General features: G+C 39.0%; 13 protein-coding genes. 11 read left to right on the plus strand and 2 right to left on the minus strand.

Features of this window, described 5'->3' with window-relative positions; genetic code table 11:
- Positions 1–10: 10 nt before the first annotated feature.
- From K0R93_RS04380 to K0R93_RS04390, 3 genes are all read left to right on the plus strand, one after another.
- Complete coding sequence (locus tag K0R93_RS04380; protein ID WP_300298105.1) at positions 11–622, plus strand: methyltransferase family protein; 612 nt, start codon at positions 11–13, stop codon at positions 620–622.
- Between the two features lie 18 nt (positions 623–640).
- Positions 641–1,225: a class I SAM-dependent methyltransferase gene (locus K0R93_RS04385; protein ID WP_300298108.1), complete on the plus strand. Its 585-nt coding sequence runs from the start codon at positions 641–643 to the stop codon at positions 1,223–1,225.
- Between the two features lie 117 nt (positions 1,226–1,342).
- On the plus strand, positions 1,343–1,519 hold the full coding sequence (locus tag K0R93_RS04390; RefSeq protein ID WP_300298111.1) for a hypothetical protein: 177 nt from the start codon (positions 1,343–1,345) through the stop codon (positions 1,517–1,519).
- Between the two features lie 273 nt (positions 1,520–1,792).
- Here K0R93_RS04390 and K0R93_RS04395 read toward each other — a convergent pair whose 3' ends face one another.
- Complete coding sequence (locus tag K0R93_RS04395; protein WP_300298114.1) at positions 1,793–3,064, minus strand: sensor histidine kinase; 1,272 nt, start codon at positions 3,062–3,064, stop codon at positions 1,793–1,795.
- On the minus strand, positions 3,065–3,742 hold the full coding sequence (locus K0R93_RS04400; RefSeq protein ID WP_300298116.1) for a response regulator transcription factor: 678 nt from the start codon (positions 3,740–3,742) through the stop codon (positions 3,065–3,067).
- Positions 3,743–3,932: 190 nt separating this feature from the next.
- On the opposite strand from K0R93_RS04400, the gene K0R93_RS04405 reads away from it, so the two are divergent.
- The 8 genes from K0R93_RS04405 (at position 3,933) to K0R93_RS04440 (ending at position 12,894) form a co-directional block, all read left to right on the plus strand.
- Positions 3,933–4,619 (plus strand): DUF4956 domain-containing protein, encoded by a 687-nt coding sequence (locus K0R93_RS04405; RefSeq protein WP_300298119.1) that lies wholly within the window; start codon positions 3,933–3,935, stop codon positions 4,617–4,619.
- Between the two features lie 210 nt (positions 4,620–4,829).
- Positions 4,830–5,777, plus strand: coding sequence for a prenyltransferase (locus tag K0R93_RS04410; protein WP_300298122.1), 948 nt, complete (start codon positions 4,830–4,832; stop codon positions 5,775–5,777).
- A 201-nt stretch (positions 5,778–5,978) separates the two neighbouring features.
- A complete protein-coding gene (gene mtnK / locus K0R93_RS04415; RefSeq protein WP_300298125.1) occupies positions 5,979–7,205 on the plus strand; it encodes an S-methyl-5-thioribose kinase in 1,227 nt (408 codons plus the stop codon).
- A 32-nt stretch (positions 7,206–7,237) separates the two neighbouring features.
- Positions 7,238–8,314: an S-methyl-5-thioribose-1-phosphate isomerase gene (gene mtnA / locus K0R93_RS04420; RefSeq protein WP_300298127.1), complete on the plus strand. Its 1,077-nt coding sequence runs from the start codon at positions 7,238–7,240 to the stop codon at positions 8,312–8,314.
- An 11-nt stretch (positions 8,315–8,325) separates the two neighbouring features.
- Positions 8,326–9,297 carry a transketolase gene (locus tag K0R93_RS04425; protein ID WP_300298130.1) on the plus strand — a complete coding sequence of 324 codons (972 nt, stop codon included), beginning with the start codon at positions 8,326–8,328 and terminating at the stop codon, positions 9,295–9,297.
- Positions 9,281–10,288 carry a transketolase family protein gene (locus K0R93_RS04430; protein WP_300298132.1) on the plus strand — a complete coding sequence of 336 codons (1,008 nt, stop codon included), beginning with the start codon at positions 9,281–9,283 and terminating at the stop codon, positions 10,286–10,288. Before K0R93_RS04425 ends, K0R93_RS04430 begins: the two co-directional genes overlap by 17 nt.
- A gap of 23 nt (positions 10,289–10,311) precedes the next feature.
- Complete coding sequence (locus tag K0R93_RS04435) at positions 10,312–11,472, plus strand: RuBisCO large subunit C-terminal-like domain-containing protein (protein ID WP_300298135.1); 1,161 nt, start codon at positions 10,312–10,314, stop codon at positions 11,470–11,472.
- 303 nt (positions 11,473–11,775) lie between these two features.
- Positions 11,776–12,894, plus strand: a complete 1,119-nt coding sequence (locus tag K0R93_RS04440; RefSeq protein WP_300298137.1) for a hypothetical protein — start codon at positions 11,776–11,778, stop codon at positions 12,892–12,894.
- Position 12,895 lies beyond the last annotated feature (1 nt).

The following is a 12,895-nucleotide window of genomic DNA, read 5'->3' on the forward strand; positions in this document are numbered from 1 at the left end:
GTTATATGAAATGGAAACTTTTCAGAGTCATTATCACCAATGGGGAGCGGTGCTGTTTTTTACCGTTATATATGGATTAGCACTTTTGTTTGTACCCTTTTATAGAAAGATGGATAGAAAGCCTGCCACGGCATATATGGCTTTTGTTTTGGCCTTTGCCATTGAAATGCATGGTATTCCTATGAGCATGTACTTGGTATCCTGGATCATTGGAAGAAACTTACCCGAGGGAGTTTTATGGGGGCATACACTGTTTCATCAGATAGGATATACAGGGATGTATATAAATATTATACTTTCTACCATCGCATTATTTGTCATTGGTAATGGTTGGTATAATATCTATCATAAATACTGGTCATTGCAGAAAGGCAAAGGAAAGGTTGTAAAAACAGGTGTATACAGATATATTCGTCATCCCCAATACACAGGGTTTATGTTATTAACCTTAGGAATGATTATTCAGTGGGCCACTTTACCAATGCTGATCATGTGGCCATTTATTGCTAGGATGTATTACAGACTAGCCAAAAAAGAAGAACGGGATATGCTCACTGAATTCGGTGAGGAATATATGATGTACAAGAGAAAAACAAAGATGTTTCTCCCTTTCATTGTATAGAAAGGCAGGGGAAAATTCATGACCGTCCATAGAGAATATGTATTTAAGCCTTCAAAACTTGAAATTTTGCTGACGGAATCATTAGGGTATACATTGCTGCAAAGATACTATACCAATTTTGTAACCTATTTAGGTATAAAAGGGAATGAAAAAGTATTGGATTACTGTTCGGGTAGCGGATTCATTGCGAAACGAGTAGCACATCGACTGAATGATGGCCAATTGATCTATGGAGATATATCCAGCAGATGGTTAAAGCTTGCTGAAAAAAAGCTATGGAAATATAAATTAGCCAAAGGGCTTCTAATCCATGATTTCACGGATCAGATAGAAGAAGGCGGCTATGATAAAATAATCATTCACTATGCGCTACACGATTTTCCGGCAGATTATCGCATGCCCATCTTAAAACAATTGATTGAAAATCTAAATAAGGAGGGCATATTGTTCATACGAGAACCCGTGGGGATAGAACATGGGATGCAGATCTGTGAACTAATCAATCTACTTGAGAAAAACAAAGAGTTAGTATACGAATATAATATTGCGACGAGATGGGTTATGGGAGCATTTATAGATGTTAGGTGCTGGCTAAAGCCATGAGGTCGATAGAATATTCTTTAAAATATGCTGTAAGTATAAAGGAAATTTTAAAAAAGTCTAGAATAGTTACAAATGTATAATAATATTCTGAAAATTATCATAAGGAGGACTGAATACATGGAGGATGTGCTAACCCGTTTGGAAGATGAGTTGATCTTGCTATGTATTCAGGTAATTGATATGCTTGATCGTTTAAAAGCAGCGGGGATATTAAGCGAAGAGGAGTATCAAAAGCATATGAGAGAAAAACAAGCCTTTCTCGATAAGAGATTTCATCAAGAACTATCGTTGTAGGGGATGAAGAGAATATTTATCACAAAAATAGGAATACCTTTGACAGTATAACTAATAAGATTCGGATTATTTGAAAATTTAAATAGGTGCTAATTTTATCGAAAGGCAAACAAAAAAGCTACCCGCGTGAGCGGGTAGGAAAAAAGAAGGGTTTAAATGTAGGACAAAGGGGATTTGTCCCAGTACATCATATACATAGGATGAAAAACAGTTACAAAATCATAGAATATACACTAAAAATAAAACCACTGAGTTTTTTCAGTGGTTTTATTTTTAGTGTATATCGGGTAACTCAACATGAAAGGTAGTTATATCATTTGGAATACTTTTTACTGATATTTTCCCATTATGCTGATTTATGATTGTTTTGGCAATAGCTAGTCCTAGACCATAGCCCCCCGTTTGGCGAACGCGGGATTTATCGGGGCGATAAAATCTGTCAAAGACCCTGTGAATATGTTCTAATGAAATTCCTTCACCGGTATTGGAAACAGATAATACGATATGCTTATGGTGCTTTTTCAACGATATATCGATGATTCCTTTAGGGTTGGTATATTTTATAGCATTGTCCAGAAGAATCATAGCTGCTTGCTGAATCTGTTCACGATTACCATGGATCATCAAGTGTGGTTCTATATCGTATTTTAATGAAACATTGCTTTCGAAGAATACAGCTTCCATGGTCAATATGACATTTTCAACCAATTCGCTGAGATTAAAATCTGTAAAAATCATTTTTATATCGGAATAATCCACTTGCGTCAGGTACAGAAGATCATTTGTCAGCTTTGTCATTCTTTCAGCTTCGGATTTGATGTAGTAAAGCCATTTTGATTGTTGATAAATAGCATCTTCCCCATTAGATAAGAGTACATCGACATTGGTATTGATGACAGCTAAAGGGGTTTTTAACTCGTGAGATGCATCAGCAATAAATTGTTTCTGTTTATCAAAGGATTCCTGTATGGGTTGTATAGATTTATTTGCGAAGAATCTACTGATAAAGAAAATAACAATCAGCATAATCACTGCAACAACACAGAAGGTATAAATAAGATTCGTTAGAATTGCTTGCCGGGCAGTAATATCTAAGAAAACTATTCGAAAGCCCTCTGGAAAAGTCTTTATGATAAATGCCCAATGATTATCTTCTAATTTGAACTTGCCTGTACTGGACGCAGAGGAGAGAGCGGCATTTTTGGCAGCTTCATAGAAGCTATCATCCATATCGAAGATGGATATGATTTTCATCGTATTCCATTGTGGATCAGTCACTAGGGTAAAAGAGACTGATCGATCTGGTGGCTGAGGACGATCGTAATCTGATGAAGGTTGTCCCATATTAAAATCATTAGGCGGTGCTGTGTCAATATCCATATTGGATTTACGCTTCATATCAGAAACCTTATGAAGTTCCATAGAAATATCCCTCGATACATTGTTGTAGGTAATTAGATAGATGGATGCAAAGGCAATGATCATCATGACAGAAATAATGACCAGATTCAGGATAAGAAATCTATTTCTAAGTTGTTTAAACATCTATCTTTCCCCCTCTAATACATAGCCGATCCCCCGGACGGTTTGTATTGACACAGCTGATTCTAAGAAAGTCAATTTTTTTCTTAAAAAAGAAATATATACTTCCACATGATTATGCTCTACCTCAGCATCAAAACCCCAAAGTTTTTCGATGATCAATTCTTTGGAGGACACAAGCCCTTTCCGCAAAACAAGAAACGCAAAAAGCTCGCTTTCTTTTAAAGTGAGTTTAACCTCTTTATTGTCCTTTGATAACTTTAAGATTGAGGTATTCAATTCGATATCCCCGTATTTCAAGGCGCTATCTACGATGATCTCTCCTTTTCGTCTTGTCATGGCTCGTATTCTTGCCAACAGTTCTTCAGTTGCAAATGGTTTTGCCAAATAATCATCGGCGCCGCTGTCCAAACCGGTTACCTTATCGGAAACTTCCCCCTTTGCAGTGAGGAGTATAACTGGTGTTGTGAGTCCTTCTTTTCTTATGTTTTGCAATACGCTGATACCATCCACCTTTGGAAGCATGATATCTAATATGATTAAGTCATAGATATTAGACAAAGCATTATCTAATCCAGATTCCCCATCATGGACTGCATCGACAGAATAATGGTTCTTCTTTAATATTTGAACCAATGCTTCTGCCAAATGAAGTTCGTCTTCTACCAATAGTATGCGCATGATATCACCTCGGATTTTATTTCCTCTTTCGCATTAGTATTATATCATGGCAATCCTTAAAACAACCTTAAATGTGAGGAATCTGAGAATTATAATATTCTCCTGAAATATTTAAGCTTCCTTTAAGGTTTCATTCTTAAAATGGAATTAAGGAAAAACAAACATTTATATTGAAAGGAGAAAGAAAACCATGATTGAAACAATATTCAACACAACATCAGCGAGTGGCTCAATATCTTTAAGCAGCGCAATCCTTACAATCGCTGTATCGTTCCTTTTAGGAGGACTGATTAGCTTAACTTATATGAAGACCAGCAATAAAATTGCCTATTCTCAGAACTTTTCACTCACACTAATCCTTGTACCTACAGTGATCGCTATCATTATTCTTTTGATTGGAAGTAACGTAGCAAGGGCATTCAGCTTGGCAGGCGCATTCTCTATCATCCGGTTTAGAAGCGCCCCTGGAGATCCAAAGGATATCGCATACGTCTTGCTTACCATGGCCACAGGGCTGGCATGCGGAACAGAGCTTTACGGGTACGCTATCTTGTTTACCACAGTCCTATGTCTTTTAATGGCCACGTTACATTTCACGAATTTTGGAGGGAAGAAATTTTCTCAGAAACTGTTGAAAATAATTATCCCAGAGGACTTAGATTATGAAGGCGCATTTGATGAGGTATTTGAAAAATTTACAATAAGCCACGACCTTAGAAAAGTAAAGACCACAGATTTAGGAAGTCTTTATGAGCTTGTGTATATGGTGTCACTAAATGAAAATGTGAAGCAAAAAGAATTCCTTGATGCACTGCGGTGCAGGAACGGAAATCTAAACATTACACTATCAATGGCTGCCGATGCAGCAGAATATTAAAAATGTAGGAAAACAAGATAGTCATCAATAGTGCCATGAGAGGTAATAGAGAGCATTTATCGAATGAGATAGATGCTTTCCATGTTCAGTGCATTGCAAAGAAAACATTAGATGCGGCATAAATGATAATAACTTTGATTATTCCATCTGTTCATGATAAAATTTTAAGGGTACAACTACTTCATGATAACAGGGAAAGGAGTTCTATATATGACAATCGACAGCTTTTTAAAACTAGTAGAAATTCAAACAAAGGTAGCAAGTATCATTCCCTTCTTACTTGGTACCTTTTATGCTGTATATCGATTTGATACGTTTAATCTTAAAAATTTCCTGCTGATGCTTGTATCACTATTGTGTATAGATATGGCCACAACAGCCATCAATAATTATCAGGATTTTAAAAAGGCAAAGAAAAAGCATGGTTATGGATATGAAAGCCATAATGCCATGGTGAGCCATAACCTAAAAGAATCTACAGCATTGGCTGTGATCTTTATTCTTTTAGGGACGGCTATTGTATTTGGGCTCTTATTGTTTTTAAATACAAACATTACAGTATTAATCTTGGGGGTAGTATCCTTTGGGATTGGGGTACTTTATTCCTTTGGCCCTATTCCCATATCCCGTACGCCGTTCGGAGAGATTTTCTCAGGTGGATTCATGGGATTTATCATCCCTTTTATTGCCATATATATTCATGTGTTTGATTTGAATGTAGTCAATATCGCCTTTGATGGGGGGAGAATCAGCCTAGATATGAATCTGCTGGAAATGCTATTCATATTTCTCATATCCTTGCCGTCAACGGTTGGAATATCTAATATTATGCTTGCAAATAACATATGTGATATCGAAGATGATATTGAAAACAAAAGGTATACCCTGCCAATTTTTATCGGAAAAAATTCTTCATTGAAAATTTTCAGAGCGTTGTATTATATCGGATATATTGCTTTGATTATATTATTAGTGCTAGGGGTAGCGCCTTTGGTTACTGCAATTACGTTAGTCACTTTTGTCCTTGTGAATAAGCATATAAAGATTTTTTATGAAAAACAGAGCAAAAAAGATACTTTTATCGTAGCAGTTAAAAATTTTGTGGTGATGAATATGACATTTGTTGTTACCTTTGCTGTAGCATTAATCATCAAGTAAGAGCGATAGTATAAACAAAATTATGACTGTGGTAGACACTCTAAATCCTCAAAAGGGATACAGAGTGTCTTGTTCTATTGTTATAGCATTCAGTTGATAAGCAAATAATACTTCCATCACTGTATTCAATATAGAAAATGAGAAATAATTATAATACAATATAGTTATATGAGCCAAAGAAGATAAGCTTGGGGGGATATTATGTCAAAGTTTTCTAAGGGTTATTTTACGATGAAGGAAGCAGATGTCCTTGAATACGCAAAGGATGTGTTGAATTGCTTTGATTTCGATGCAGTGCTAAGCTGTAAGGAGATTGGGGATGGAAACCTCAACTATGTCTTTAGGATTGCAGATGAAAAATCCGGGAAATCTATTATACTTAAGCAAGCAGGACCCTGTGCTAGAATTTCAGAAGAATTCAAGGTGTCGCCAGACCGTAATCGAATTGAGAGTGAAATACTTCAGCTTCAATATCAATTGGCAGAGGGGTTTGTTCCTAAAGTTTTTAAATATGATCCAATCATGAATTGTTGTATCATGGAAGATTTATCGGATCATGTCATTATGCGTAAAGCTTTAATGGAATATAAAAAATTTCCCCTCTTTGCAGACCATATCACCACCTTTATGGCAAGGACACTGCTCTTAACCTCGGATGTGGTGATGGATCACAAGGCAAAGAAAGCCCTCGTAAAGAACTTTATTAATCCCGAACTATGTGAGATTACGGAGGATCTTGTCTACACTGAACCTTTTTTTGACTGCTCTAGAAACGACGTATTTTCAGCCACTAGGGAATATGCGAAGAGAGAACTTTGGGCTGATGAGACCCTTCTTCTAGAAACCGCCAAACTGAAGTTTGAATTTATGACAAATGCCCAATCATTGCTCCATGGAGATTTACATACGGGATCCATTTTTATTAAGGAAGATTCCACCAAGGTGATAGACCCAGAATTTGCATTTTATGGACCTGCAGGCTACGATGTAGGGAATGTGATTGCCAATTTGATTTTTGCCTATGAACATGCGGAGGCAGCCTTAGAAGATCAGCAGCAGAAGATGGATTATAAGGGATGGTTGGAAGAGACGATCATTCAAGTGATGGATCTATTTGTTCAAAAGTTTATGGCGTTATGGAAAGAACACGGAACTGAGAGAACCTCAAAGTATAAAGGATTCGACAGCTATTATCTCGATAATATCCTTCGAGATACGGCGGCTGTGGCAGGCTGTGAATTGTGTCGTAGAATTTTAGGGATTGCCCATGTGAAGGATATCACTTCTATTGAGAATTTAGAAAAAAGAGCTCGGGCAGAAAAAATCTGTCTCTCCATCGGAAAGACTTTTATACTCCAGCGTGGAACATTAAAAAGCGGTAGAGACTTTATGGATATTGTGAAGAATTGGGAAGAAAAAATAAAGTAATTAAAATATGGTTTCAATAGGAAGGTGCAAAAATGGAAAAATACATGGAGGCAGGTGCTACAGTTGTTCAATCAGTACGGTTGGATGATGAAAAGGATGTATTGATCATTCTTGATCAAACGCTGCTGCCAAACGAGAAAAAATTCTTAGAGATTCATAAAATAGAGGATTTATGGGAGGCTATTCATTCCCTAAGAGTAAGAGGTGCACCAGCCATAGGCATCGCAGCAGGCTATGGTGCTTACTTGGGCATTAAGGATTGTGATGCAGCTACTTATGAGGAATTGTATGAAGCGTTTAAAAAGGTAAAGACCTATCTAGGCTCTTCTAGACCTACTGCTGTGAATCTTTTTTGGGCTCTTGATCGAATGGAAGCACGACTAAAGAGGGAGGAAGGTAAAGCTATAGAACAAATCAAGACATCCCTCAGAGAAGAGGCTGAAAAAATTCGTATTGAGGATGAAAAGGTGTGTGAGGCCATCGGGAATTATGCCCTTTCCCTTTTGGAGCCAGGGTGGGGAATACTTACCCATTGCAATGCAGGTACCATAGCAACAGCGAAATATGGCACTGCTTTGGCACCAATCTATTTGGGACATGCCAAGGGATATGACTTTAAGGTATATGCAGATGAAACGAGACCCCTGCTGCAGGGTGCTCGATTGACTGCCTGGGAGTTAAAGGAAGCTGGTGTGGATGTAACGCTGATTTGTGACAATATGGCATCCATCGTTATGAAGGAAGGTCGTATACAAGCCGTGTTGGTAGGCTGTGACCGTGTCGCCGCCAATGGGGATGTTGCCAACAAAATAGGAACCTCTGGGGTTGCGATTATGGCCAAGCACTATCAAATTCCTTTTTACGTTTGTGCACCTCTATCTACTATCGATATGAATTGTAGTGATGGTGAAAAGATTCATATCGAACTTCGCAGTGATGAGGAAATTACTTCAAAATGGTATGAAAAACCAATGGCACCGGCTGGTGTGAAGGCATATAATCCTTGCTTTGACGTAACAGACCATGGATTGATTACAGCCATCATTACAGAAAAAGGTATCGCTTATCCACCGTATCACGAGAGTTTATCCACCATGTTTAATAAATAGGAGTGAAACAAATGATGAAAAATAAAACAGATGAACAAATGACGCCTTTACAGCAAAGGATTTATCAAGCTGCAGAAGGCATCAGACACAGGGTAATGGAGCATACCATAAAAAACAATGGTGGTTATCTCAGTCAAGCTTGCTCAGCAGCGGAAATATTTGCAACCTTATATTTAGATGTTTTACATATGGGAATGCCTGAGCAGCCTTTGCTGCCTGGATCATTTCTAGGCGTACCAGGTCCTGAAAATCCCAACCATCTTACAGGATCAGCCTTTCACGGCATAAAGGCACCAGAATACGATAGATTCTTTTTGTCACCGACCCATTATTCATTGGTATTGTATGCTGCCCTTATTGAAGCGGGCCGCATGGATGTCAAAGGATTAGATGCGTTTAATAAGGATGGCAGCGTCGTAGAGATGATTGGTGCTGACCATTCTCCAGGGATGGAAATTATGACGGGCTCACTGGGACAAGGAATCAGCCAGGCTGCAGGAATTGCATTAGGTAGAAAGATGAAAAATGAAACTGGTAGAGTGGTTGTATTCCTATCCGATGGAGAATGCCAATCAGGTCAATTCTGGGAGGCTGTACAAGCCATGTCTTATCATAAGCTCGATAATATGTTGGCCTATGTAGATATTAATGGATATCAGTGTGATGGAAAAACCACAACTGTCATGAATATCGAACCCTTTGATAAACGGCTGGAGTCATTTGGAGCGAGAGTCTTTAGAATCAATGGCCATGATGTGAATGCTTTAGCAGAATTAGGAAAGCTTAAGCCCGATGGAAGACCTACCTTCGTCCTCTGTGATACAGACCCATGCAGAGGAGTAGATATTTTGAAAAATCGGATTCCTAAGCTTCATTATGTACGATTTAATAACGAGGAAGAACGGGAACAGTACAGAACGGTCTTTCATAATATGGCGGATTTCGCTGGGCAAGGAGGGAAGCTAAATGGAGATATTATCTAAGGTTCATGCAAAACATCTAGTAAAATGGGCAGCTGATAAACCAGAGGTAGTGGTACTTTCCGCAGATTTAACAAGTTCTACAGAAATTGATGCATTCAGAGATACCTATCCCCAACGCTTTTTCTCTATGGGAATCGCTGAGCAGAATATGATGAGCTTTGCAGGGGGACTTGCTAGGGAAGGTTATAAACCATTTATTCATACCTTTGCTGTTTTCATCTATAGAAGGGCATATGATCAGATTGCCATGTCCATTGCTTATCCAAACCTACCGGTGATCATGTTTGGATTTCTGCCTGGAATTATGACACCGGGTGGAGCAACCCATCAAGCAATAGAGGATATATCGGTTATGAGGTCACTGCCCAATATGACCATTCTTGAGTGTGGGGATGCAACAGATGTAGAATCTGTCTTGGATGTAGCAAATAGTATAGACGGTCCTGTTTATATCAGAATGCTCCGGGGAGAAATACCACGTCTTTTCCCTGCATCAGAGGCAATGGAACTTGGAAAATCAAGACTCGTCAGCGAAGGGGAAGACATTGTTCTCTTGACCAGCGGAATTTGTACGGAAGAGGCACTACGGGCGTCAAATGCATTGAAGTCAAGAGGCATATCGATCCATCACAGACATGTCACAACCCTCAAGCCATTCAATGATCCAGCTATCATGGAAGCCATTGCTGGATCAAAATACGGTGTAATTACCATGGAGAACCACTCTATCATAGGGGGTCTGGGAACGATTGTTGCTGAAAAAATGGCAGAAGCAGGCATGGGAAAAAAATTGACCAGGATCGGTATTAAGGACACCTTTGTCCATGGAGCCAGCAAGCAGTATTTAATGAAAGAATATGGTTTGGACGCCATAGCTTTAATAAACGAAATTGAAAGAATGATAGGCAGAGAGTTGAATATCAATGAGGATGAGTTAACGGAAGCATTTATTGTAGAGGTTCACAGCAAGGCAAAAGCAGAAGCACTGTAACATAATTGAAAGGGGTCTATAACATGTTTTTTTCAGGTATGAGCAAACTAGCCTTGCCCAGTGAGCGGTTTAGGGTTAACTATAGAATTTTAGGGAGCGAGAAAGAAGCCTATGACAAAGCAAAGGATATCTGTCTTGAGCAGACAGTAGAGTTTCCTGAAGAACTAGTGCCACAGGGCGTAATTGCTGATCATATTGTGGGAAGGATAGAATCCTTTGAAGCCTATGACAGTGAGAGCTTTTGTGTAGAGATAAGCTATCCTGTAGACTGTGCCGCCAACGAGTTGACCCAGCTGCTAAATGTGGTATTTGGAAATATCAGTATCAAACCTGGTATAAAGGTTCTAGGTTTAGATCTTCCAGATTCAATACTGAATGATTTCAAGGGACCTCGTTTTGGCAGGGAAGGACTGAGAAGACTGTTGGGTGTGGCGGAGCGTCCACTACTCTTTACAGCATTGAAGCCCATGGGCCTTACCAATGAAGAACTTGCGGAGCTTGCTTATAAATTTGCTCTTGGCGGGATTGATATCATAAAAGACGATCATGGTCTCTCCAATCAATCCTTTTCAACATTTGAAGAAAGGGTGAAGCTATGTGCTGAGGCAGTACATAGGGCCAATCATGAGACGGGAAATCGAAGCATTTATATGCCAAATATCACAGCGCCCTACGGGGAAGTTCTTGATAGAGGAAGGCTTGCCAAAAGTTTGGGTGCAGGCGGTCTATTGATTGCCCCGGGCCTTACAGGACTGGATGCCATGAGAGCTGTGGCCGAGAACGATGATATTGGGCTGCCCGTCATGAGTCACCCTGCTTTTCAAGGCAGTTATGTCCTTGGAGACAGTGGTCTTTCCCATCAGGTACTGTTTGGTCAGATTCCACGCTTGGCAGGGGCTGATGGTACTGTTTATCCGAATTTTGGGGGGAGATTTTCCTTTAGCAGAGAAGAGTGTCAAGGAATTGCAAGGGCAAGTATGCTGCCTATGGGACAATTAAAGCCTATTTTCCCATGTCCAGCCGGGGGAATGAGCCTTCAAAGTATTCCGGAATCCTTAAAGGTATATGGAAAAGATGTCATATTCTTGATAGGAGGCGGCTTGTTTAAGCAAGGACCTGACATCATTGAGAATAGTAGATATTTTAAGAAGCTTGTGGAAGAAATAAGCAACAAAGCAGAATAATACTTTGAATTCACACACTCGGGTTGATTTGTTTAACGATAGAGTGTGTGAATTTTTTATTTATTTTTTGACTGAAATCTATAGTGATCATTATTTTGATTTTGATTCTAAATTTTAATTGCATATATACAAGCATTGGAAAAACTATATTATAAATAATTTTAAAAGGATAAAGATTATCTTCAAACAATGGGTATTATTTCATAAATAAACTTTTACTTCCAATAATATTGTTTATTTTTAAACAATGTGTTATGATTAAATCGTAGTACATATTATATTTTAAAAATTGGAGGGGGAACCATGAAAAAAGCACTATCGATTTTTTTAGTACTTATGTTAACGCTTTCCTTAGTCGTAGGCTGTTCAGCACCAGCTCCGACTACAACTGAGACACCTGCGCCAGCAGCACCGGAAGCACCGGCGGCTAGTGATACAGGTATCGTAAAAATGGGTATCGGCCACAGTACTTCAATTGCTAAATCGAAGGATCTTGGTACAGATAAGGATGGTAAGGAAGTTCTTCCACTTGGCCAAGTTGACACTGTAATTGTTGCAGCAGCCTTTGACAAAGATGGAAAGGTTGTTTCTGTGACAATAGACAATGCCCAGACAAAAGTCAATTTTGATAACAAGCTACAATTAACATCTGATCCAAAGGGTGAGTATAAAACAAAGGTTGAACTCGCTGGTGAATATGGAATGATTAAAGCTTCCAGCATCGGCAAAGAGTGGTATGAGCAAGCTGCAGAGCTTGAAAAGTGGATGATTGGAAAGACACTGGATGAAATTAAAGCAATGAAGACAAAGCAGAGAGATGAAGCCCATCCTGCAGTACCTGATGTTCCAGAACTTGCATCTACAGTTACGATCACAATTCAGGATTATGTAGGTGCATTGGAAGAAGCATATAACAATGCTGTTGAAATTGGAAGCGGTGCAGAGAAATTAGGTCTTGGACACAATATTGCTATTGGAAAGTCTAAGGGTCTTGCTACACAAGATGGTAAGGAGGTTCTTCCTCTTGCCCAGGTGGATACAGTAATGGCAGCAGCAGCTTTCGATAAAGACGGCAAAGTAGTAGGTGTTGTGATTGACAATGCCCAAACAAAAATCCAATATGACAAAGATGGTAAAGTAACTTCTGATAAGAATGCTGAATACAAAACGAAGGTTGAGCTTGGTATGGAATACGGCATGGTTAAGGCTTCTACCATTGGAAAAGAGTGGTTCCAGCAGATAGCCGAGCTTGAGAAGTGGATGGTAGGAAAGACAGTTGAAGAAATCCAAGGCATGAAGACAAAGGCAAAGGATGAAGCCCATCCAGCAGTGCCAGATATTCCAGAGCTTACATCTTCTGTAACCGTATCTGTTGAGCATTATACGGAAGCTGTAGCTGAGGCCTTTGACAACGCGAAATAAT

This window comes from Anaerosolibacter sp., assembly GCF_029240175.1.
GTDB lineage: Bacteria > Bacillota > Clostridia > Peptostreptococcales > Thermotaleaceae > Anaerosolibacter.

Bases quoted from the DNA above. Each gene is read 5' to 3' on its own strand.
- mtnA (WP_300298127.1), top strand. From the start codon at position 7,238: ATGGAAAAATACATGGAGGCAGGTGCTACAGTTGTTCAATCAGTACGG.
- K0R93_RS04440 (WP_300298137.1), top strand. From the start codon at position 11,776: ATGAAAAAAGCACTATCGATTTTTTTAGTACTTATGTTAACGCTTTCC.
- K0R93_RS04410 (WP_300298122.1), top strand. From the start codon at position 4,830: ATGACAATCGACAGCTTTTTAAAACTAGTAGAAATTCAAACAAAGGTA.
- K0R93_RS04390 (WP_300298111.1), top strand. From the start codon at position 1,343: ATGGAGGATGTGCTAACCCGTTTGGAAGATGAGTTGATCTTGCTATGT.
- mtnK (WP_300298125.1), top strand. From the start codon at position 5,979: ATGTCAAAGTTTTCTAAGGGTTATTTTACGATGAAGGAAGCAGATGTC.
- K0R93_RS04435 (WP_300298135.1), top strand. From the start codon at position 10,312: ATGTTTTTTTCAGGTATGAGCAAACTAGCCTTGCCCAGTGAGCGGTTT.
- K0R93_RS04400 (WP_300298116.1), bottom strand. From the start codon at position 3,742: ATGCGCATACTATTGGTAGAAGACGAACTTCATTTGGCAGAAGCATTG.
- K0R93_RS04425 (WP_300298130.1), top strand. From the start codon at position 8,326: ATGATGAAAAATAAAACAGATGAACAAATGACGCCTTTACAGCAAAGG.
- K0R93_RS04405 (WP_300298119.1), top strand. From the start codon at position 3,933: ATGATTGAAACAATATTCAACACAACATCAGCGAGTGGCTCAATATCT.
- K0R93_RS04395 (WP_300298114.1), bottom strand. From the start codon at position 3,064: ATGTTTAAACAACTTAGAAATAGATTTCTTATCCTGAATCTGGTCATT.
- K0R93_RS04380 (WP_300298105.1), top strand. From the start codon at position 11: ATGGAAACTTTTCAGAGTCATTATCACCAATGGGGAGCGGTGCTGTTT.
- K0R93_RS04385 (WP_300298108.1), top strand. From the start codon at position 641: ATGACCGTCCATAGAGAATATGTATTTAAGCCTTCAAAACTTGAAATT.
- K0R93_RS04430 (WP_300298132.1), top strand. From the start codon at position 9,281: ATGGAGATATTATCTAAGGTTCATGCAAAACATCTAGTAAAATGGGCA.